Origin of the sequence: Agriterribacter sp. (assembly GCF_035497235.1) — a bacterium.
Lineage (GTDB): Bacteria > Bacteroidota > Bacteroidia > Chitinophagales > Chitinophagaceae > Agriterribacter.
This window is the reverse complement of sequence record NZ_DATJEB010000033.1, coordinates 170,822-195,276: the sequence shown is the minus strand read 5'-3', so window position 1 is coordinate 195,276 and position 24,455 is coordinate 170,822. Positions and strand designations below refer to the sequence as shown.

General features: G+C 41.2%; 12 protein-coding genes and 1 tRNA gene. 7 read left to right on the top strand and 6 right to left on the bottom strand.

What is annotated here, in order from left to right; all coding sequences use genetic code 11:
- Nucleotides 1–128: 128 nt before the first annotated feature.
- The 5 genes from VL121_RS10505 to VL121_RS10485 all read right to left on the bottom strand — a co-directional run bounded on the left by VL121_RS10505 (nt 129) and on the right by VL121_RS10485 (nt 10,254).
- Complete coding sequence (locus VL121_RS10505; RefSeq protein ID WP_325404958.1) at nt 129–3,026, bottom strand: restriction endonuclease; 2,898 nt, start codon at nt 3,024–3,026, stop codon at nt 129–131.
- Nucleotides 3,026–4,942 carry an RNA-binding domain-containing protein gene (locus tag VL121_RS10500; RefSeq protein ID WP_325404956.1) on the bottom strand — a complete coding sequence of 639 codons (1,917 nt, stop codon included), beginning with the start codon at nt 4,940–4,942 and terminating at the stop codon, nt 3,026–3,028. The genes VL121_RS10505 and VL121_RS10500 overlap by 1 nt, the downstream gene beginning before the upstream one ends.
- 1 nt (nt 4,943) lies before the next feature.
- Nucleotides 4,944–6,884 (bottom strand): site-specific DNA-methyltransferase, encoded by a 1,941-nt coding sequence (locus VL121_RS10495; protein ID WP_325404954.1) that lies wholly within the window; start codon nt 6,882–6,884, stop codon nt 4,944–4,946.
- A gap of 15 nt (nt 6,885–6,899) precedes the next feature.
- Complete coding sequence (locus VL121_RS10490; protein ID WP_325404952.1) at nt 6,900–9,776, bottom strand: SNF2-related protein; 2,877 nt, start codon at nt 9,774–9,776, stop codon at nt 6,900–6,902.
- A gap of 406 nt (nt 9,777–10,182) precedes the next feature.
- A tRNA-Arg gene (locus VL121_RS10485) sits at nt 10,183–10,254 on the bottom strand.
- A gap of 369 nt (nt 10,255–10,623) precedes the next feature.
- On the opposite strand from VL121_RS10485, the gene VL121_RS10480 reads away from it, so the two are divergent.
- The 7 genes from VL121_RS10480 (at nt 10,624) to metH (ending at nt 21,858) form a co-directional block, all read left to right on the top strand.
- Nucleotides 10,624–11,274, top strand: a complete 651-nt coding sequence (locus VL121_RS10480) for a tetratricopeptide repeat protein (protein ID WP_324555434.1) — start codon at nt 10,624–10,626, stop codon at nt 11,272–11,274.
- A 295-nt stretch (nt 11,275–11,569) separates the two neighbouring features.
- Entirely contained in the window at nt 11,570–14,722 is a 3,153-nt protein-coding gene (locus tag VL121_RS10475; RefSeq protein ID WP_325404949.1) for an ATP-dependent helicase, read from the top strand.
- A gap of 219 nt (nt 14,723–14,941) precedes the next feature.
- On the top strand, nt 14,942–16,384 hold the full coding sequence (locus VL121_RS10470; protein WP_325404947.1) for an Ig-like domain-containing domain: 1,443 nt from the start codon (nt 14,942–14,944) through the stop codon (nt 16,382–16,384).
- 72 nt (nt 16,385–16,456) lie between these two features.
- Nucleotides 16,457–17,074, top strand: a complete 618-nt coding sequence (recR, locus tag VL121_RS10465; protein ID WP_325404944.1) for a recombination mediator RecR — start codon at nt 16,457–16,459, stop codon at nt 17,072–17,074.
- A gap of 253 nt (nt 17,075–17,327) precedes the next feature.
- Nucleotides 17,328–18,332, top strand: a complete 1,005-nt coding sequence (locus VL121_RS10460; protein ID WP_325404942.1) for a homocysteine S-methyltransferase family protein — start codon at nt 17,328–17,330, stop codon at nt 18,330–18,332.
- Nucleotides 18,333–18,574: 242 nt separating this feature from the next.
- Nucleotides 18,575–19,111 (top strand): ORF6N domain-containing protein, encoded by a 537-nt coding sequence (locus VL121_RS10455; protein WP_325404940.1) that lies wholly within the window; start codon nt 18,575–18,577, stop codon nt 19,109–19,111.
- A 71-nt stretch (nt 19,112–19,182) separates the two neighbouring features.
- Complete coding sequence (metH, locus tag VL121_RS10450; protein ID WP_325404938.1) at nt 19,183–21,858, top strand: methionine synthase; 2,676 nt, start codon at nt 19,183–19,185, stop codon at nt 21,856–21,858.
- A gap of 105 nt (nt 21,859–21,963) precedes the next feature.
- Here the strand turns inward: metH and VL121_RS10445 are convergent, their stop codons facing one another.
- A complete protein-coding gene (locus VL121_RS10445) occupies nt 21,964–24,411 on the bottom strand; it encodes a sensor histidine kinase (protein WP_325404936.1) in 2,448 nt (815 codons plus the stop codon).
- Nucleotides 24,412–24,455: the final 44 nt, after the last annotated feature.

Here is a 24,455-nt window from a genome sequence, read left to right as displayed (position 1 = left end):
TTTATTCTTTCTGTTTTAATTCGCTTAAAAGGCTCTGCAAGTCAATTCATCAAATTCTTAAGATGGGGCATAACTGCGTACAGCTCATATACAGCTCTGGTTGTACTCAATGGTTTGTCGTTATTGACTTAAACCTCACCTGAATTAGTAACCACATCAAAATCTGCCCCGATTGCTTCAAAGTGTTTACGTCCGCATTTTATTTTGTCTGCTTCAGAATTTCTTAGCTTCTCATAATTTTTTGTACTCTTTGTTTCCCTTACTAAATAAATGGTATCATCATCATGTTTTACTATCGCCCAATCAGGATTATATGTACCTATGGGCGTTTCTACTTTAAAAAACGAAGGTAGCTTTACAAATAATTTTATATCTTTTCTTTTATCTAACTCTTCTGCAAATTTTCTTTCTATTTCGCTATCATATATTACACTGTCGTATACCGATTTATTTACTTTTAATGACTGTTCAAAATAGTCTTTTAATTCTTCATCTCTGATTAACTGCATACTCCATTCTGTTTTTCCGGCTATCAGCTTCTCATATTTAATGCCGTCAATCATCAGTCTGTATAACTCTCTTTTTATGATCACTGCAGTGGCATCCATAAACTTTTGAGGATTGATTGCAAACTCTTTTAACCTGTTACTGCCTGACAATATTTTTACTAATGTGCTTCTCGTTAATTCCGTTTCTTTTTGCAGGTATCCAAGGATATCCGGTATACTTCCTGAATAGTTTAAAGTGTGGTAGTTGGCCCTGGTTTCCTGCATCGTTATACCCGCTATATCTATATCCAGTTCGGCCTCACGATAGGAAACTTTTGTGGCTTCAATTTTATCCATTGTTGTTATCGCCTTAATTGCATTGGCAATTAAGGTACCAGTTGAGTAATCAACCTCGTAAGTAGTACGGTGGCTAATTCTTTTCCAAAGGTTTTCAAATTCAGGGTCAAGGAATATTTCCTTGTTTAGCTTTAACCGTTTTGGTGCTGTATCTTCCTTTATATACCTGTTTAGCTGGTATGATTGTAAGATGTCAATAATCTCATGCTCTGCCACTGCAAAACTATCTGGCAGCATTAAAGTAAAACCTGCTTTTGCCGGATTGAATGCTCGTTGAATTTTTCCGGTATCATCAATAAACCCATTACTGATTAGTGCCGCCCAGATGCTTTCGCTCTTATCTCTGCCAAGCATTTTATCTTCATCGCCAATTGTTTCCGTAAGCTTTGCAAAGGCAAGCTTAGGTACTTTGCCGAAAGTAACGCCGCAGTCTTCTTCATATTCTTTTTGTAAACCGCTTGCAAAATCAGTATAACTCTCCCTTGCTATAACAGTGAGCTTATTAATATTTTCATCCTTTACCCTTTCGCCGATTTGATTTACAGGCAACCTTAACCCCCTGCCCAACGTTTGCCTCCGCTCTTTAGTGCTTCCTACCTCTCTTAAAACACAAATCTGAAATACATTAGGGTTATCCCATCCTTCTCTTAATGCCGAATGTGAAAAAATATACTTCAATGGTTCATCCATCGAAAGCAGTTGCTCCTTATTACGCATAATTTTTGCGTAGGTGTCATCATCTGCCTGGGTGTTTCCGTTGGTGTCTTTGTACACACCTTTCTTATCTGCTGAAAAATAGCCATCGTGTATTTTGTCAACAGGAAAAATATTTAGTTCCTGGTATTGCGGCAGTTTAATGAGTTCGTTATAGTGTTGTTCAAACAATGCTGCATATTTCCCCGGAGACGCTTTTCCATCGGCACCGTAAACCCGATAATTGATCACCTTATCTACAAAGAACAGGCTCAATACTTTTATGCCCTTGCCTTTTAATTGCAGTTCTTTATCCAAATGCTTTTTGATGGTATTCTTAATCTGCACTTCCACCAAATCTTCCGTTATGCCACCTCTTTCTTGCCCCGCATATAATCTGCCTGAAGTAAAATCAATAAACTCATTACCCGGTTCCGCACTTATATCCAATACTTCAAATCCGTTTTTATACGATTCCCTTTCGTTTGACAACTCGAACAGGTCTGCATTTTGTTTTACCCAAATGTCTTTCTCTTTTACACCCGCATTACCCTGAACCTGCAAACGGATTTTTGCTTTTATGCCAGCTTTGTTATTTACTTCCAGCAATTTTATATAAGCATCATTTTGAGCATTTACACCTGTTACCGAAGCAACCACTATTTGTTTTACCAATCCTAATTCATAAGCTTTTACAGGATCCAATTTGTAGATAAGATTATACAGGTTTTTATGCGTAGCGGAAAAACGGAATATGGCAATAGGGTTTAATGATTTTATTGCTTCCTGTGCTTTTGTAGTATTATCTACACTTTGGGGTTCATCAATCAACACAAAGGGGCGAACTGCATTGATGAATTCTCTTGGACTAAAACCATTAAGCTGGTTACGTTCCTGGTTAAAAATATTGGTATCCTTATTAAAGGCGTCAATATTAATGATCATTATCTGTAATTGGTTGCTGGTGGCAAACTGCCGTAAACGATTAGCCTTCTTACTGTCATATACAAAATGTTCAAATGCTATGTTATTGTATAGTGCCCTAAAATGGTCGGCTGTTATTTCTATATTCTTCAGGGTGCCCTCCCTGATGGCTACGCCTGGCACAACGATAATAAATTTTTTAAACCCGTATTTTTGACTCAGCTCAAAAATGGTTCGCAGGTACACATAAGTTTTGCCTGTTCCGGTTTCCATTTCAACCGAAAAATTTAACCCGTTCTTATCAAAATCTTCGTGGGTTGCAGGATCTAAATCATTTTTTTCCTGTACAAGCCGGAGATTTTTGAATATCGCATCGCGACTTAGCACAAGATTATTACCTATGCCCATTTCACTACGGAACATGCTGGTTTGTGTTGTTTCTTCAGTTGGGTTTATTTCTATGGTATAATCTGCCTGCTGCAAAGGCTGGCCATCAAACAAATCAATAAAACTATTGACTGCCTGTATTTGGTATGCCTGTGTGCTGTCAAATTTTATTTTCATCACTTAGCCTTGTATTTTTGGTAGGGGTGGTTTGGACTGTCGGGATATAACATTTCCAGTTTTTGTTCTTTTATCATCTCAGGCACTATTGTGTTTTTAAGATACTTGGCAGTTTTACCTACAATACCTGCAATTTCTTCCAACGACTTTGGCTGATCATGAACTGCGCTGATAATTAATTTTTCGAGTTCGGGTTTAGAAAGCCACTTTTTACGTTTTGAAGTGTCCATAGTTCCTGCGGAGCTGTCCATATTTTCCGTGGAAGTATCCATGTTTTTCCCGGAACTGTCCATGTTTCCTCCAGAGGTATCCATGTTTTCACCGGAACTGTCCATGTTTTCACCAGAGGTGTCCATGTTTGGGTGTAAAATATCGCGTTTATAGTCGGCACTCAGGTGATAAGTTGTCCACCGGTTTTTATTGTCGGATTGTAAGTAACCGGATTTACAGAGTTCCTGCAAGATCTTAGTAATGTCTGTTCTGTGCCGGGCAATCATAAACTGTAACCGGCTATTGGTAATTTCGCCCTCAATGTGGCAGGCTGCTAATATGGTAAGCTCGTCCTTGCCCAAAGAATCAACCTGGTCGCCAAACAAATGCCTTAATTCCTGCAAGGTTTCTTCGGGCAGGATACTAAACATAGGAAGCTCAAGACTAAGCCGGTCGGGCTGCGATTCAACAGACAAATAAGGCGTTCGCCAATGTGCATATTCCCATCCCGCCATTATTTTATTTACGCCGCTTCCCGCCTTTTCCGCGCTTCCTATCATTAAAAACATTTTTTGAATGCTTGTATTTCTGCATTCGCTTATGCCCCCATGATAGTACTGCTGTATGGAAACCAATAAAGTGCCCGGATTGGAAAACCTGAAAGTATCGGTGCGTTGTTCAATGATTATATTTCCCGGCGCCGAATAGTCGGTATGTATAAGCGCGTTTACAAAAGCCTCCCTTAACGCGGTGTGTGCAGGTGTTTCATCCTGCCTTACTCCTTTTTTTAGCTGAAAAGGTTTTGGCAGGCTCGATGAAAGCCTTGGCCATACCCTACGGTAAAATTGAAAAAGGTTTGCTTCCCATGAGCCATCCGGGTAAATACGGTCTGTCCATCGTATCTGGGGGTTTGTGCTCAGCAGTTCCCTGAAATCAGGAAAAAAATTAGGACAGCATTCCGGATCGGTTACGCTGATGCCTTTTCCCAACATCAGTATACCTGCAACGGTGGGGCCTTCTAATTTTGACTTCCGGTCTTTCCGGTAGGCCCCTAACTGGATCAGCAATTCTTTATCTTCCAACACAAGCCAGGCATGCCCGGGCCGGGCAGCGGCAAAAAGTTGCCGGTATTGCCGGACGCTTTGTTCGTCCAGGTCATCTATTGAAAACCCCTGCAGCACACGACTGTCGGGATGATGATTTAAATCTGCATCAGCCAGCATCCTTCGCACCTCTTCGTTGGTGCATTTGTAATCGCCCTCATGATTGCGCTTATACGTATTCTCAAAAGGATTACGGGTAAGAAAAACCGGCCGCTGTGTTCGGGTAGCCGCAGGAACTCTAAATGCCATCAGCAGCTTCCCTTCTACGGAAAAGTGTTTCACATCGGCTTCCGTCATCAGGTTAACACTTACGGTAACAGGATTATTAGCGCCATCCCAAAACAATTTTTTGTATGCTGCTATTCTATCATCCTGCAATCCCTCTATTTGAAATATACCTTTTCTTTCTTTTACGCCCAATATTACGATGCCGCCATTGGTATTGGCAAAGGCTGAATATGTTTTCCAGAAGTCGGTTGGAAAGCCGCCCTGGGCAGCTTTGTATTCCAGCTCATCCGTTTCATGATCAGAAAACAGCTCCGACAGAGCCGAAAATATCGGGAACCCATATTTATCGAATAATGACAGTTGCCTGTTTTCCATATTACACGGTTCTGAAATTTATCACACCTTTGCTTTTCATTATTTGCACCGCATTCGTTTTTAATGCATCGGCATTAGTGCCTGTGAATGCCTCATCTAAACAGATAACCCTCGATGGTTGTTTTTCTGCCATTGCTTTTATACAATCATGGGTTAGTTCTTTTTCCAGGCAGATCAGCAATTGGCCTTCGGCAATGCTGAAAACTGTTTTGCCCGCAAGGCTTACTATTTCAATAGGAGTAGTGAGCTCAAAACCACTTTTCAGCAATAATTCATACAATATGGCTTCCTGCTGCGCTTCCGGGGAAATATGGTTAATGTGGTCAAATAATTTTTGTTGAATGGCTTCCGGTTCTTTTTCCAAAGTAGCATCCCAAACTTTGAAATTGGATGGAGCCAGTTTATATGCCCTGAAGCCCAAATCAATTTTTAGCTTCTCATCATTATTGGTAAACAACTCTCCCTCACTTTTAGATTTAGATATTGCAAGTTTTTTTTTCGATTCTGATATTACTCTTCGTATTCTTTCTTTGCTAACTTCAGAAATAGTTTTATAACCCATTTTTTTTGCATTAGCAAATGCTTTGAAAGAACCGGCATCATCTTTCAATACTTCTGGAAGTTGAACAATAATAAATCTCCTGTCTGAATCATCTTCAATATTTTTTTCGATTATCGCATGTGCAGTAGAGCCAGAACCGCCAAAAAAATCAAGAATAATATCGGAATCACTTGTGCTTATATCCAAAATACGTTTAATTAGGCGTGTAGGCTTTGGGTTGTCAAAAACCAACTCATTATTAAATAATTTCTTAACTTCCTGATTACCTTCTTGATTATGGCCAACTGTTTTATTATCCCACCACGTCCAAGGTCTGACACCTTCAACATCTGAAAGGAATTTTTTTAACCTCGGCCGCGAATTTCCATCTTTGCCAAACCAAATACGGTTATCATTTAATAAATCATAAAAGGTCTTTTCAGCTAAAGCCCAACATCTACCTTCTGGAGGAGGAAACTCATTCCCACTAGGTGACTTTATAGTATAAAACTGGCTCTTAGGTGCCCTCCCGACCTGACCCGTTAAATCAACGGATGCCCAATCACCTCTCTCGTCATTATCGGGGTTTGAGTAATCGGCTTTACGCTCGTCATCCAAAGGCAAATGTTTTATTGATTTTTTTATTGTTTCTGCATTTTTTGCAAACAATAAAATATAATCATGTGCTGCACTAATAACTGTTCTCGCGTCAGGAGATGTTTTCTTTTGCCATATTATTTGTGCAATAAAATTTTCTTCGCCAAAAATTTCATTACATAAAATTCTAAGATTAGTCATTTCATGATCATCAATTGATATGAATAGCAATCCATCGTCTTTAAGCAAGTTTTTTGCTAAGAATAATCGTGGATACATCATATTCATCCATTTACTATGAAACCTGCCATCCGTTTCCGTATTGGTTGCAAACTTTCTGCCTTCACCATCAATCTGCCCAGTGTATTCTAAATAGGTATCAAGGGTTTCACTATAGTTGTCGGGATAAATAAATTCATTACCGGTATTATAAGGAGGGTCTATATATATCATCTTTATCTTTCCCAAATAGCTTTTTTGCAGCAGCTTCAATACTTCTAAGTTATCGCCTTCAATAAAAAGGTTTTGGGTTGTATCAAAGTCAATGCTTTCCTCCCTGGCAGGTATAAGTGTTGCTATGCTTGGCTGCTGTATGGTTTTAAAACAGTCAGCTTTGCCCGGCCAATTCATGCCGTAGCGTTCTTTGCCTGTATCTACAGCATCGTTACCTAATGTTAAGCGTAGCTTATCCCAATCTACTTTCAATCCTTCTGTAAATACTTCAGGAAAAAGCGCTTTCAGCTTTTGTAGCTGCGCCAGTTTAATATCCATTGAGGTTAATTCCTGTTTTTGTATTTCTGCCATAAAGGTTTTACTATTTTAAATTAACGTCCACCTGAAACGAAACAATCGTTCTTCTTTCACATGCTGTTTTAAACGTTTTTCTACTTTATCTATCAACAGGTCTTTATTCTGTTCTATCTCTTTTGCCGCACCATCATATTCTTTCCATGCTGCATCCCTTTCCGTTTCTAATTTTTTTCGCTCTTTTTCCAGTTTGAGCTTTTCCGGTAAGTTGGGCGCTAATCTTGTTTGCTTCTTTATTTCTTTTATTTGCTGGTCTAATTCTTTCAATGCTACTTTTAAAGAATTTCTCCTATCCTCGCCCCATTTATCTAACTTATCCAATTCTATTTCAAAATAATTGGCATTACGCTGACCCACTTCATCAATAATGGTATTTTGTTGTAATGCCATTGCATCAGTTAAGCGATTTTCTGATATGGTGGGTATTTCCTGCACTTGTTCCACAATATTTGCGGGCAAAGAAAAAAATCTTTCACATACATGCGTATCTAAAATACTTTCATCTTCTGTTATTGCAAGCAACTGAACAAACTCTTCTTCTTCAAAAGTTGTGATGCTTACAACATTTCCGATCATATATCCGCTTTGCCCTATAAACTTTTCAAGTGTTGTAATTTTTATACCCGAGTTCGTATAGTCAAATACCAATTCAACATCTCCTAATTGGGTTTCTTTGCAGGCTCCAATAATATTTTGGGCTAAGGGATGCCCGATGCGGTAAACATTTGCATCATCAATGGCTTTACCTATTCTATAAGGCCCTGAATGTATTTTGCCGGCAGGAAAAGGATTACGCTTTAGCGTGAAGGAATGTTCATGGGGTGCAAAATCCGCATCATCGTTCAAATAAAACTTTGTAATATCCCAAAGCCATTTTTCGTATCGGGAAAGATACGCTGAGCTTTCCTGCAAATTAATCCTCAATTTTTCGTGTACCTCTTCATCAAAGTTTTCTAGTAACTGCTGCCTTGTTGTTTGCATAGCATTTGAAATATTGCCTTCCAAATCTGCTTGCAGTTCGTTAAATGCAATGGTTATTTGCTCATGTGTCCGGCAATCCTGGTAAATTTTAGCTATTCTTTTTTCAAAGTCAACCCCATTTTCAATGCTGCCCAAAACCTCATCACTTGCCCCAAATACACCGTTGAATAATTGAAACTTATCTCTTAATAATTCATAAACCCTTACATCCGCTGCGTTTGCTTTGTTTAAAAAGTTAACCACTACCACATCAAACTTTTGCCCGTAACGATGGCAGCGGCCGATCCGCTGCTCAATCCGTTGAGGATTCCAGGGCATATCGTAATTAATGATTAAAGAACAAAATTGCAAGTTGATACCTTCGGCTGCAGCCTCGGTTGCAATCATTATAGTTGCTTCATCCCTAAAGTAATCAACTAAGGCTGCTCTTATATCAGCGGAACGGGAGCCGGTTGCCTTATCAGTGTCTTTATACTTTGCTGCCCATACGGCATAAATTTCCCGTGATTTAGGGTCGGTATTAGAGCCATTGAATAAAACAACCTTGCCGGCAAATCCTCTTTCTTCTAAAATGTTGCGTAAATAAATTTGTGTTCTTGTACTTTCAGTAAAAATAATTGCTTTGCGTGGCGCATTTAAGCGCTCCATTTCTTTAAATCCTTTTTCAAGGGCTGTAAACAATTTTTCTCCCTTAGAGTTCCGGTGAATGGATTTTGCAAGCATCTCAAACTCTTTGAGCGCGTTTATTTCTGTTTTAATATTGACAATATCAGCCTCTGAAAATGAACCTTCTGTATTTTCTTCTTCTCCGTCCTCTAACCACTCATCTTTTAGTTCGTCAAATGTTTCAAAGTTTTCGGAAATAATTTCTTCTGTATCAACACTTGTATTGTTGGTAATTATACTTTCTAATTTTTGGACTAACCCCTCTAAGGTACCTGAAATGGCAAAAGTTGAGGATGCCAGCAACCGGCGAAGTATTAAAGTCATTAACTTGCGTTGCCCTGCCGGTAATGCATATAAATTTTCCTCCTGCAGGTAATTAGAAACCAGGTCATATAAGCGTTGCTCTTCTTCGGTTGGATAAAATTCTTCAACCAATGCAATTCTGTTGGTGTACCGGATATACTCCAATACCTGCCTGCGAAGAGTACGCTTACAAACAGGTTTCAAACGCTCCTTGAGTTCTGTGAAAGCATCTGCATCAGCAGTACTTGTAACACGGCTATATTGGGCTTTAAAGCTTTTTAAATCGCCAAACGCATAATCATCAATGATGCTTACAAGACCATATAGCTCTAATAAAGAATTCTGCAATGGTGTAGCTGTGAGCAAAATCTTTGGAGCTTCTTCCAAGGATGATTTTATGGAACGGGCAATTTTATTATTTGTCTTGTACACGTTCCTAAGCCTGTGAGCTTCGTCAACAACAGCAAGATCCCAATTGATTAATTTTACGTATGCTTCTTTAGTTCTTGCAAATTGATAGGAGCAAATGATTATTTCGTGATGGTCAAATGGATTGAGGTTACCCTTTTTTATATAATCATTGAATAATTTGGCTTCTAAAATAAATGAGGGTAGAAAGAACTTATCCTGTAACTCCTGGCTCCATTGCTTACGCAGGTTAGCAGGTGTAATTATTAAGATTTTCCTTTTGCATTCTGCCCATTTTTGAGATATAACCAAACCCGCTTCAATGGTTTTTCCTAACCCTACTTCATCGGCCAGTATAGCACCTTTAGAAAGTGGTGAACGAAATGCAAATAATGCCGCTTCTACCTGGTGGGGGTTTAGGTCAACCTGCGCATCAACTAAAGTAGCGGCCAATTTCTGCATACTATCCGATGAACTTCTTTTGGTGAGTTCATAAGCAAAATATTTAGCGTGGTATGGGGTTAAATTCATTCTTCATCAATCGTTTTCAGGAATCTATATTACTGTGACATTATTAAGGGGTACTATTCGTGGTTTTAAGATGATCAAATATATTTATTTATTCCAGTAAGGCCTTACAAAAGACCCGCTTCGGGTGATTCAAATATATTCAATAAGAAGAATCTTGATTATTTCGCCTTATCCGGTTGTTTCTTCAATAGCTCAACTTTTCCTTTCTTATTTTGAATAATTATGAAATGAGCTTTGAGAAGATTACTCCCACTGGAAATGTGGTTTAACGAAATGGAAAATTGTAAAAGCAACAATAAATTGCAACCTTTCCGGTGATGTAGTCGCGGCAAAAATAGAACTCTAACCCCAACGTACAGTCCGGCATGGGCGGGTGCATCTAAAGTGGAGTTCCGCATCAGCAAAGTAGCCCGGACAAGAATCGAACTTGTATCTAAAGTTTAGGAAACTTCTATTCTATCCATTGAACTACCGGGCCGCTTTGCCTGCGGGGTAAACTATGAAACCAGTTTTTAGCAACTGCTGTCAGCCGGTTTATAGCAGGGCGCAAAAATAACAGTTTCCGGTCATTTTAACTCCTTATTTTACTACTTTCATTTCTGTTATTACCTGTTTTGCTTTGGAAAAAGTGAACGGGGAACAAATGACCATCAGTAAACGGGGGGGATGGCATAAACCAGATATGACTGCGCCAGCCCAACGGGTACTGGCTGAAGATCAATGCTGACAGGAACTGACATATTGAAATACGATCATTCAATATGTCATTTGCCCTATGGCGGCAGAGGCAAATTTTCGTAACCCGCATCCTCCTTAAACCCTATCTTTGCCGTCCTAAAATGTGCGTATGAAGTTTTACACCTTATTGATTAAATACAGGCTGCCCCTGGGGTTTTTAGCACTGGCTTTGGCCGTTGTGGTAAATATTTCCTCCGGATTTTGGCCGGCATTTGCTTTATATCTTGTTGCGTTAGTAGCCATTGTGAGTCATTTTTTGTTTGGCCCCATGCGCCTGATACAGGGTTATATGGAAGACGGGGATATTGACGGAGCTCAAAAAATATTAGATTCCATCCGTTTCCCTAACCTGCTCATCAAACCCGTTCGCAGTGTATATTATTTTTTGAAATCGAACCTGGCCATGTTTAAGCAGGATTTTGACGGCGCGGAAATTATGATGAAAAAGAGCCTCAGCCTGGGAATGCCCATGAAAGAAACCGAAGGAGCTGCTTACTTCCAGTTGGGTACTATAGCCATGCAAAAAAGCAATATGCGGCAGGCAGAAGAATATATCCGCAAAGCCATCCGGGTAGGATTGCCCGATAAGGAAAATACGGCTGCCGCCTACCTGCAAATGTGCCAGATATTTATTAACAAGCGGGAATTCCGTGCTGCCAAGGATTATTTCCGCCGGGCCAAAGAACTAAAACCTTCAACCGCACAGGTGGTAGACCAGATCAAACAAATTGAAAAATACATCAGCCGGATACCCGGGTAAGTTGTACCGGGTACTTTGATAAACGCATAAATGCAGTAAAGCCGCAAATAGAAATGATGCGGCTTTTCTGTAAATAGTAGGCTTTACGGTAAGAAGTTGTATTTTCAGCTATTTAATCCTATCCTTCCGAAATCGGATTGTGCTGTTCAATTGGTACCAACGGCTATAGTGTGCAATGCAACAAAGTAAATGTATTATAAACACAAATACCGGCCTATACCGCAAAGTGGTTATATACAATAAGTTTAGTATTAGTAAACTTATGTTACAACTATTCATTGGTTAACTTTGGTTCATGTCATTTTCAAAAGAAAAACTGCAAATAAAATTCAGGGAAGAATACAATAGGCTCAATGAACAGCAACGCAAAGCGGTTGATACGATTGAAGGACCGGTTATTGTAAATGCAGGCCCCGGCACCGGTAAAACGCAAATACTGGCATTACGCATTGCCCATATATTGCAGCAAACCGATATTGATGCAGGTAATATTCTTTGTCTTACCTATACTGATAACGGTGCTGTGGAAATGCGCAACCGGTTACTCAAAATTGCTGGAAGCACCGCCTATAAAATCCAGATACACACTTTCCATTCTTTTTGCAACGAAGTAATACAGGATAACCTTACCTGGTTCGGTAAGCTGAACCTGGAACCTATAGGCGACCTGGAAGAAATTGACCTCTTTTATACATTAATAGACAGCATTGAAAAGGATAATATATTGAAGCGTTTCAGGGGGGAAGTATATTATGAGAAAGACAGGCTAAAGGAATTGTACCGCCTGATGAAGAAGGAAGCGTGGACGCCTGAATATTTGAATGAACGCATAGATAATTATATAAAGGAGCTACCCCAAAAAGAAGGGTTTTATTATAAAAGAAAATTTAAGGAATTTAAGGCGGGAGATGAAAAACCCGGAGCTATTGCGGAAGAAACCCAAAAGATGGAAATGCTGCGCGCCGCGGTGAATCTTTATCCGCGGTATAACCAGCTGATGCTGGAAGCGGGACGTTATAATTTTGATGATATGATTTTGTGGGTGCTGGATGCCTTCGCAAATAATAAGCATATGCTGTTAGATTACCAGGAAAGGTTTCAGTATTTTCTTGTAGACGAGTTCCAGGATACCAGCCGCGGACAAAACCTGCTATTGCAGTATCTTACCGGTTACTGGAACGATCCGAATGTGTTTGTGGTGGGAGATCCTGACCAGAGCATATTTTCTTTCCAGGATGCCAATGTGCAAAATATAATAGCGTTTGAAGAAAGATATGCAGGCAGTATTGTAAAAATTACCCTCACGCATAATTACCGTTCTGTACAAAATATATTAAATACGGCGCATACGCTTATCCGTAATAATAATACACGTACAGATTCTATAGAAAATAGCGATCCGCTTATATCGGCTAACAATAATCTCCGGGGACTGGCTATTGAGCCCCGTATATATGAATATGCTAACAGCGCCCAGGAAGCGATTGATGTGGTATTACAAATTGAAGCGCTGATACAGCAGGGAATGCGCGGCAGCGAAATAGCCGTAATCTATCGTAATCATGCCCAGGTAGCTGAAATGATTACGTTGTTAGAAGCGAAGAAAATTCCGGTGAATATAAAAAGAAAGGCAGACATCCTGCAACTGCCCTTTATCAATAATATCATTAGCCTGCTAACCTGGATTGACAAAGAAAACTATATCCCTTACAGCGCCGATGATATTTTGTTTCAATTGCTGCATACGAGCTTTTTCAGGTTGCCGCCATTGGATATAGCCAAACTAAGCGTTGCGGTAAATGCTAAAAACAGGAGTAATAAGGATGATGTATATGCTATCCGCAGATTATTGTCGGAAATGACGGTACCCCGTGCCGATCTGTTTAACCAATCCAATGGTTATTCCTTTAAAGAAATAAGCGACACCCTGGAAAGCCTGTTAAAAGCGTCAGGCAATGTAACCCTGCAGCACCTGTTTGAACTGGTGATCCAAAAAGCGGGAATACTTTCCTTTATCATGCAAAGCCCCGAAAAACCCTGGCTCATGCAGGTGCTGAATGCTTTCTTTAGTTTTATAAAGGAAGAAACCAAACACAATCCCACGCTTAACCTCCATGAACTGCTGATCAATATCGAAACGATGCGGAAAAACAGGCTGGGTATTTCATTGCACAAAGTTAATGCTGCGGAAGAGGGTGTAAATTTGGTTACTGCACATGGTTCCAAAGGTTCGGAATACGCACATGTTTTTGTTATTGGCGCTACCAGGGATATATGGGATGATACCAAAGCCGGTAACAAGTCCTATAAGTTACCCGATAACCTTGTCAGCCATACCAATATTCCTGCAAGCCTGGAAGAAAGCAGGCGGTTGTTTTATGTAGCTATAACGCGTGCTAAAATGCATTTAAATATTTCGTATGCCTTAAAAAACGCTAAAGATAAGGAGCAGGTACGCAGTAGCTTTGTTACCGAAATACAGGAGGGTGCAACATTGCCATCTATACAAAAGCAGGTTCCGGACGAGCTGCTTACAGCATACCTGGCGCTTCAGTTTGCCGAAAAAGCCAAACCGGAAATTGCATTGATGGAAGAGGAATACATTGATCAGCTATTAAAAAAATACACGCTAAGCGTAACGCATCTCAACAATTACCTCAATTGCCCCCTAAAGTTTTATTACCAGAATTTAATCAGGGTGCCTGCGGCAAAAAATGAGAACATGACTTTTGGCAGCGCTGTACATTATGCCGTTGAAATGCTCTTCAAAAAAATGAAGAACAATAACGACATCTTTCCCGGTAAAGAAGCTATGCTGGCAGACTTCACATTTTTTATGCATGTAAACCGGGAAGCGTTTACCCCGGAGGAGTATAAAAGAAGATCAGCATATGGAGAGAAGATATTGCCTGCCTATTATGATTACCATATTAACCGGTGGACAAAAGTGATCATCGCCGAAAAAGCGGTTCGCAACGTGGTGGTTCAGAACGTACCTGTTAACGGAAAGCTGGATAAGCTGGAATTTAATGGCAAACAGGTAAACGTGGTAGATTATAAAACAGGTAAATACGAAAACGCCCGCAAAAAACTGGTAACACCAAATGAAAAAGAACCTAATGGGGGCGATTACTGGCGGCAGGCCGTGTTTTACAAAATTCTGTTAGACAATTTCAGCGAAAGCATTAATAAAGGCTGGGAAATAGTAAGCACGGAGTTCGATTTTCTGGAACCCGTAAATGATGAATATAAAGTAGAAAAAGTACTGATTACAGATGCCGATATTACAACGGTTACACACCAGATAACGGATACCTGGCAGAAAATACAGCGTAAGGAATTTAAGACAGGCTGCGGGAAAGCTGATTGTGAGTGGTGCAGCTTTGTAAAAAACAATAATCTTGCCGTAGCGCTTCATGCACCGGAAGCGGATGACGCTGATACCTGAGAGCCCCGCCCGGATGAACCCTGTTCGGACAGGGTGAATAGTGGTGCTGAGACGTTAGAGGGGAGGCGTGAGTACCAAGCCCATCGTTAGTAGTTTTTAGCTAACCGCTACCCGCTGACACCTGATACCTCATTTTAAGTCATTATTAATAAAACAATGCGCTGCAAAAGCTGTAAACCTGCTAAGTTTGCAGATTTGAAAGGGATAAGCGAAACATCAATGAAAAAAGTATTCTGCGCCGTTGTTACTATATTACTCCTTTATAAATTGCTCGTATTTACATCGGGCTGCGCGCAAATTATACCCCCTACCGGCGGGCCGCGTGACTCTCTTCCACCCGTGATGCTGAGCGCTGTGCCTAAAGATTCAACACTTAATTTTACAGGTAATAAAATAGTACTGGCCTTTGACGAATATATTCAGTTGGAACGGCCCGAAGAGCAACTGATTATTTCACCCGTACCTAAAGTGTCGCCACTCATTGAGGCAAAGCTTAAGGAAATTACCATCCGTATCAAAGACACCCTGGAAGAAAATACTACTTATAGCATTAATTTCGGAAAAGCATTAAAGGATATTAATGAAGGCAACCCTGCAAAACAGTTCACGTATATATTTTCTACCGGTAAATATATTGACAGCAGCAGCTTGCTGGGAAAAGTAACAGTGGCCGAAACAGGCCGGCCCGACAGCACCCTGATTGTAATGCTGCACCGCAATTTTGAAGATTCTGCGGTATCAAAAGAAAAACCCCGGTATTTTACGCGTTTAGACAGCGCAGGGCGTTTTGCGTTTCATAATATAGCACCCGGCCGCTATACTATTTTTGCGCTGAAAGACCAGGGAGGGCAAAAAATGTACATGCGCAACAGCGACTTGTTTGCCTTTTACGATAGTGCGTTAATCATCGGCCATAATAATATACGGCCTGTGCTGTACGCTTTTGCCGAAGTACCCGAAGAAAAAAGACCCGGGGGAGCAAGAGCCGGCGCCACTGCAAAACCCTCCGCTGCGAAGAAAGAAAAAAAGCTAAGCTATAGTACCAATCTCGAAAGTAACCAGCAGGATCTGCTCGGCGATTTAACCCTTACTTTCAGCGAACCGCTGCAATCATTTGATAGTACTAAGCTCCGTTTTACCGATACTTTATTTCATCCGGTGAACGGATACCATGTAAAGGCGGATTCTGTAAATAAATTATTTACGCTCACCTACCCCTGGAAAGAAGAGCAGGAATTTCGGCTGATAGTGGAAAAAGATATAGCCAAAGATTCCTCCGGAACAGAGCTGGCAAAGGCAGATACCATACGGTTTAAAACAAAAAAGAACAGCGACTATGGCAGGTTAAGAATACGGCTGCAGAACCTCGATACGGCACAGCATATTGTATTGGTTTTTTATAAGACCGATAAAATAGAAAAGTCGCAGCCCCTGACCGGCAAAGACGTGAATTTTACATTATTCCATACCGGCGATTATGAAATACGCATTTTATACGATACCAATAATAATGGTAAATGGGATAGCGGCAACTACTGGCTAAAGCTTCAGCCTGAAAAAATTGTTTCCGATGGGAAAAAATATACGGTACGGCCAAACTGGGATAACGAAATCACCATCGAGCTGCCGGCACAACCTCCGGCTGATGTTATAGCCAATTAACTGGTTCCTTCCTTCGTCAAGGTGTATCTTGCACCACACCCTGCAACCTGTAACTTGTTATATCTTTGCGCTATGCAAATTTCTTCTTCCTTACTTGAAAACGCGGTTAACGAATTTGCCCGCCTGCCCGGCATCGGTAAAAAAACGGCGCTGCGCCTGGTCCTGCATCTCATTAAACAAAGTCCCGAAGAAGTACAACGGTTCAGCAGCGCTATTAACAGAATGAAAAAGGAAGTGCTGTTTTGTACGGTTTGTCATAATATTTCCGATAGCAGCGTCTGTAATATCTGCGGCAACCCTTCCCGCAAAAAAGAAACCATATGCGTGGTGGAAACCATACGTGATGTAATTGCCGTAGAAAGCACCCAGCAATACAATGGTTTGTATCATATATTAGGTGGCATCATTTCGCCATTGGATGGCATAGGCCCCGACCAGTTGCATATTGAAACACTGGTGCAGCGCATACAAAAAGGCGATGTGGAAGAAGTGATCTTCGCACTTAGCCCTAATATCCAGGGCGACACTACCATTTACTACATACAGAAGAAAATTGAAGCTTTCCGTGTAAAGGTTACCACCATTGCCCGCGGTATTTCGTTTGGCGGCGAACTGGAGTATGCAGATGAGCTTACTTTAGGCAGGAGTTTACAAAACCGGATGCCTGTAGAAAAGTACGTCTCGCACTAATGCTTTTTATTTTCAATATACTATCGTACATTTGCGCCACACATACAGGCAGATTTGTTTATTGTTCAGCCTGATTAAAAAACAGAACTAATAAACGCTAAGAAACCTCCTCATTAAGTTTCCCAACGTTTTGTAGTTCAGTAATAATTTTTTGGAGGCAGCGGCAATGCTGTTGTTGAGCATGCGCATTGTAATGCCGGGCGCCGCACCTTCCGGGTTTTTCCTAAAACCATTTAACTTAAATAAGGGAAGCATGAATGACATCCGCGATATACTAAAACAACGTATTCTTATTATAGATGGCGCCATGGGTACCATGATACAGCAGTATAAACTCACCGAAGCCGATTACCGCGGTGAGCGTTTTAAAGACTGGCCTTCCGATGTAAAAGGTAATAATGATCTGCTGAGCATAACCCAACCGCAGATCATTACCGAAATTCATAAGCAGTATTTAGCCGCCGGAGCAGATATTATTGAAACCAATACCTTCAGCAGCACGGCAATAGCCCAGGCCGATTACGACATGCAGTTGCTGGCCTATGAGTTAAACGTGGCTGCCGCCCAATGCGCCAGGGAAGCAATTAAGCAATCGGGTAAGCAAGCCTGGATGGCGGGCGCTATAGGCCCTTTAAATAAAACGCTCAGCCTTTCTCCCGATGTAAATAACCCCGGTTTCAGGGCGGTAACTTTCGACCAGGTAGTAGCCGCATATTATGAACAGGTAAAAGGTTTAGCTGAGGGCGGCGTTGATATATTACTGGTTGAAACCATTTTTGATACCCTTAATGCCAAGGCGGCCATTTATGCTATAAAGCAATTTTATCACGATCATCCGGAATTGCCGCCTGCGGAAATCATGATCAGTGGCACCATTACCGATGCTTCCGGCCGTACCCTTAGTGGTCAAACCTTAGCGGCTTTTTATACTTCGGTAATGCATGCCCGGCCTTTGAGCATAGGCTTGAATTGTGCCTTAGGCGCAAAAGAAATGCGGTCGCATATAGAAGAGTTATCGCATATAGCTTCCTGCTATGTGTCTGCTTATCCTAATGCCGGGCTGCCCAATGCCATGGGCGAATACGATGAAACGCCCGATGAAACAGCGCATTTCCTGGAAGAATGGGCAGAGAAAGGGTTTGTGAACATTGTGGGTGGCTGCTGCGGTACCACGCCCGATCATATTAAGCATATAGCGGATAATGTGAGGAATCTGAAACCAAGGGCTTTACCGGTGGTGGAGGAGGAGTTAATTTGACAATTTGAAGATGTGGAAAAATGAAAATGCCTGCCCGACTGAATAGGCGGGTGGGAAGTATGGGCATGTGGAAATAGTGGTAAATTTCCTGGTAATGTGCGCATCTGCGGCAATTGAAAAACATGAAAGAGCTTGATATCACAATTGATGACTTCAAGTTGAAGAAGACTATGGTGCTGAAAGTTAAATGCTAACCGCTCTGAAAGCTGATCGCATTAAAACGCTAACCAAAAATTGCACATATGAAAGCACAAAATCAGTTACCGGAAGTAACAACGAATGAAATCGTAGAGAAAATTTATGTTGTAAGAGGGTTGAAGGTTATGCTGGATAGAGATTTAGCAGAAATGTACGGAGTTGAAACTAAACGACTTAAAGAGGCTGTACGGAGAAACATTTCAAGATTTCCTGATGATTTTATGTTTGAACTTTCAGAATTAGAGTTAAACAACTTGAGGTCGCAATTTGCGACCTCAAGTTGGGGAGGGTTACGATACCTGCCTATGGCTTTTACAGAACAAGGTGTTGCAATGTTATCTTCTGTATTACGATCTGAAAGAGCAATACAGGTAAATATACAAATTGTGCGGGTGTACACAAAGATGCGGCAACTCATATTGGACAACAAAGAGCTTTGGTTAAAAATTGAAAAGATAGAACAGGCGTTAGCCAAGAAAGACGATGAAGTGCAGGCTATTTTTAAAGTATTGAAAAATTTACTGGTAAAGGAAGAAAAGCCGAGACAGCCGATTGGGTTTAAAATTCCCGGTAAAAAATGAAAGAAAGAGAAACACTGAAAGCTTTATGGCTGATAACGTAAAGCTGACAGCAACAGCTAAAACAAAAAACTATGTCTGAACCTGTAGTTATAAAACCATACCTCCGTTTATCGGGTCTTGAACCCTTGGTAGTTCGTCCTGAAACTAATTTTGTAAATATAGGTGAGCGTACCAATGTTACCGGCTCAAAAAAATTCGCCCGTTTAGTGCGGGATGGTAAATATGAAGAAGCATTAAGCGTTGCCCGGCAGCAGGTAGAAAGTGGCGCCCAGGTATTAGACGTAAATATGGATGACGCCATGCTGGAAGGTGTAACAGCTATGACTACCTTCCTTAACCTGCTGCAAAGCGAGCCTGATATTGCTAAGATTCCCATCATGATTGATTCTTCCAAATTTGAGATCATAGAAGCGGGCTTAAAGTGCGTACAGGGCAAGTGCATCGTTAACTCCATTTCCATGAAGGAAGGGGAAGAGAAATTTATTCACCAGGCGGAAATATGCAAAATGTTTGGTGCTGCCGTTATAGTAATGGCTTTTGATGAGCAGGGTCAGGCGGATACCAAAGAAAGGAAAATAGAGATAAGCCATAAAGCATATAAAATACTTACACAAAAAGTAGGATATGATCCGCAGGACATCATTTTTGATCCTAATATTTTTGCCATTGCTACCGGTATTGAAGAACACAATAACTACGCGGTTGATTTTATTGAGGCTACAAAAGAAATAAAACGGTTGATGCCGCTAACCAGAATAAGCGGGGGCGTAAGTAATGTATCCTTTTCCTTTCGGGGTAATGATCATGTGCGGGAAGCCATGCATTCCGTTTTTTTATATCATGCTATTAAGGCCGGCATGGATATGGGTATTGTAAATGCCGGTCAGTTAGTAGTGTACGATGAAATAGATCCTCACCTGCGGCAGTTATGTGAAGACGTAATATTGAACAGGAACAACGATAATAATGAAGCAACGGAAAAGCTGATTGTTTTTGCTGAAACGGTAAAGGCAAAAGGAAAAGAGATTGTTAAGGATAATGCCTGGCGCAATACTTCTGTTGAAGGGCGGCTTACCCACTCATTAGTAAACGGCATAACCGATTTTATTGATATTGATACCGAGGAAGCGCGCCTGAAATATCCGCGTCCTTTAGATGTTATTGAAGGCCCGCTGATGGATGGGATGAATGTGGTAGGCGATTTATTTGGTGCGGGAAAAATGTTTTTGCCGCAGGTAGTAAAATCGGCACGGGTAATGAAAAAATCGGTGGCCATTCTTACACCTTATATTGAAGCCGCAAAGTCTGAAGTATCCGATGCGCCTACTATTTTGCTGGCTACAGTTAAGGGAGATGTGCATGATATTGGTAAAAATATAGTTGGCGTAGTATTAGGGTGTAACGGTTATAATATAAAAGACCTGGGTGTAATGGTACCCACAGACAAGTTGTTGGATGAAGCCGTGAAATGCGGCGCCGCAATGGTAGGCGTAAGCGGCTTAATTACACCATCGCTTGACGAAATGGTGCATGTGGCACAGGAAATGAAACGCCGGGGTATGAACCTTCCCCTGCTGATTGGCGGCGCTACCACCTCTCGTATGCATACTGCTGTTAAAATAGCGCCCCAGTATGACTATGGTGTGGTGCATGTACTCGATGCCAGCAGGAGTGTAACAGTGGCGGGCGCATTACTGAATGAGCAAAAAGAAGGTTTCCTCAAAGGCATTCATGCGGAATACCAGAAGCTTAAAACCGATTTCGAAAACAAGCGGCCGGTTAAACAGTATATTTCTTATGAAGCCGCGCAGGCCAATAAAGTAAAAATAGATTGGGAAGGTTATATTGCTCCCGTGCCTTCTTTTACCGGCACGAAAATATTTGAGGATTATGATCTCAAAGAAATACGGGAGTATATAGACTGGAAACCATTTTTTATAGCATGGGAGCTGCATGGTAATTTTCCGCAGATACTGACCGATGAAAAAGTAGGTGTGGAAGCCACCAAGTTGTATAATGACGCGAATGCCCTGCTGGACCAGATCATTGCCACGAAAGGGCTTACGGCTCACGGGGCCATAGGCTTTTGGCAGGCTAATACCACTACGCCGGATACCATTGAAGTAAAGAACGGCGGGTACGAAATAAGATTAGAATCCCTGCGCCAGCAAATTAAGAAAGCGCCCGGACAGTCCAACCTTTCCCTGGCAGATTTTATTGCTCCCCAAACTACGGGCGTGCAGGATTACATAGGTGCTTTTTCCGTTACCATAAAAGGTATAGAGCCCCATATTAAAAAATTTGAAGCGGAGCACGATGACTATAATAAAATAACCCTGCAGGCTTTGTGCGACCGCTTAGTGGAAGCTTTTGCAGAATGTTTGCACCAGCGGGTGCGGAAAGAGTTCTGGGGATATGTAAAAGAGGAGGCCCTGAACAATGAAGACCTGATCAAAGAAAAATACCAGGGTATACGGCCGGCGCCGGGTTATCCCGCCTGTCCGGATCACTTAGAAAAATATAAGCTGTTCAACCTGCTGGGTGGCGAAGAAGCAACAGGCATCCAGCTCACAGAATCCTTAGCCATGTACCCTGCTTCATCGGTATGCGGCTGGTATTTCAGTCACCCGCAAAGCCAGTATTTTGGTGTGGGCAAAATTCAGCAGGATCAGTTTGATGATTATGTAAAGCGAAGTGAGGCAACTGCAGAAGAAATGCAGAGATGGCTGAGACCGGTGATGGAGTGATAGAGAAAGGGTTTCGAACCTTCCAAAGGCTGGAAATTCTTGAAGTCTTCTTGCAGAACGGATAGTCAGGCGCAGCGTAGAGCTAGCTATAAGGATGTTTTGTCTTTAGCTTTTATCCAACAGCCCGGCTTCTACAGGAAAGGTTACGGATAAAACGCATCCCTGTCCGGATTGCGAAACAAAATCGGCCGTTCCGTTGTAAGAGGTTGCACGGGCTTTGATATTATCTACTCCTATTCCTGTTCGCTTTTTACCGGTATCAAAGCCAACACCATTATCTGAAATGGAAAGCAGGATGGATTTTCCGTTTTGCGAAAGGTTAATGGCAACCTCTGTTGCCCTGGCATGTTTTAAAATATTATTCAATTGTTCCTGCACTATCCTGAAAACATTCAACTGGAACTTGTTAGTCATGCTATTTTCTGCAAAATGCGCTACATTACAATATATTTTTACAGGATTTACTTCCATCGTATCATGAACAATATTTTGAATGGCGTGGGATAGTCCAAGGTTTTTAATGATATCGGTTGTAAGTCCTTTAGATAATTTCCTGATTTCTTCAATAGCGGTAAGGGTATATTCAGAAGCCCGGCTTAAATACATTTCACTGTTCTTTCCTCCGTTTTTTGCCATTTGAAGGTACATCCTGGAAGCGCCCAGTAGCTGGTTTACATTGTCGTGCAGTTCTTTTCCCAGGTCCGACCGCTCGGTATCCTTCGCATCCTCTGTGGCTTCTGCGATCTGCTTTTCTTTTAGCTTGATTTCCTGCTCCAGCCTTTCTTCCAGCACCGTTTGTTTGCTGATATCCTGCATAGAGCCTATCATCCGGTATGCTTTTCCGTTAGCATCCCTCAGGATAACGGCGCTGTTCAATACATTTGCCACAAGGCCATCAGCCTTTAAAAAACGATAGCTGTGTTTCCACTCCATTTCATCTGATCGGAGTACTCTCATAAAATCCAACGTTAGCGCTTGCGCATCATCGGGATGTAAATGGATGATCCAGGCATCTTCGGGCGACATATTACCGGTTGTTTTATGGCCGAATACTTTTTCATAGCCATCACTTAACAACACTTTATTTGAAACCAAGTCATAGTCAAATAATATATCGGATGATGAATTAAATACAAGGTTAAGGCTATCAGTATATTCTGCAATTATTTTAGCTGAAATAGCTGCGCGGAGATCCGGTCTTTCTTCCGATTCCCTTTGCCGGCTAATGTCCTGCATAACCCCTATCATGCGGTAGGCTTTTCCATCGGTATGCCTGATGATAGTAGCCTTATCAAATACCCTGGCAACGGAGCCATCGGCCCTGTTAAAACGGTAGGCATGCTCCCAATGGCTGGCAGGTGAGGCAATAGCTGCCTGCATTCCCTTTTTAACCATTTCTTTATCATCGTGGTAAAGATGTTCACTCCAGTCTGTAATATTTCCTTTATAGTTTTTTAAAGTATAGCCAAACAATTCTTCAAACCCTTCACCCATGATCAGCTCACTGGTCAGTAAATTCAAATCCCATATTACCTCAAAGGAAAGCGTAGAGAGGGCGGGTGCTTTGTCTTCTTTACCTGGCAGTTTTTTTTGGGTTTTACTTTCCAGCTTGCGGGGATCATTGATTACTTTTATAGCACCTATTAAATGTAAAGGTTTTTGCTGCTCATCTCTGGTAATGATAGCCCGGCCAACAACAGAAGCTACAGTGCCATTGAGGCGTTTGAGCATAAAGGAATCATTCCATTTTTTATTGCCGGAAGCAAGTGTTTTAGATAATTTTGCTTCAACGGCATTTTTTTCTTCTGCAGAAAGACACCGTTTAAAATCTGCAAAGCTTATGGTATTGTTTTGCACCTTGTAGCCTAACACTTCTTCGATGCTGTTACCTACATAAATTTGCCCCTTCACCACATCCCAGTCCCACATAATATCATAAGATGTGATGCTGATATGTTTAATCCATTCTTTATTTTCTTTCTCACTGGTATCTGATTTTGCCTGCGCTATCTTAATATTTTCAGCCACAAGCTTTTCGCTTCTAAGGTCAATAGCCTGCTGCTTTAATTTGGCTACGGCAATATTGCCGGATACTATTTTTTCTTTTTTCTTGTCTGTTTTTTCCTGCCTGAGAATGTGCTGACTCATATCCACAATAGTAGTAATCGTTTTTTCAATCTGGTTTTTACCTGAAAAAACTGCGGAAGTTATTTCGCATGGGATCTGCTTACCGTTTTTTTTTATGGACATCACCGAACCTTTAGCATATCCTTCGGCTTTTTGTTGTTTGAGAAGGTTTTTAAAGCTGCTTTCATGTATGTTAAAAATTGCTGACCAGGTTTTGGCTAGCAATTCCTTTTTAGAATAACCCAGGAGTTTGCACGCTGCGCTGTTTACCATTATTATTTTTCCATTGCTGGCCGTTGAAAGGATGTTTGCCTGTAAGGAATTATCAAACGCAAGCCGGGGAAGCGTATCGTTAATTACCGGAGCGGTATATTTTTTAAAAGCGGCGCCTTTCTTTTTTGCCGGGCTTTCATAACTTGTTCGCATTACCTGTAATATAAGCTATATTTGGTATGTACTCATATAAATAA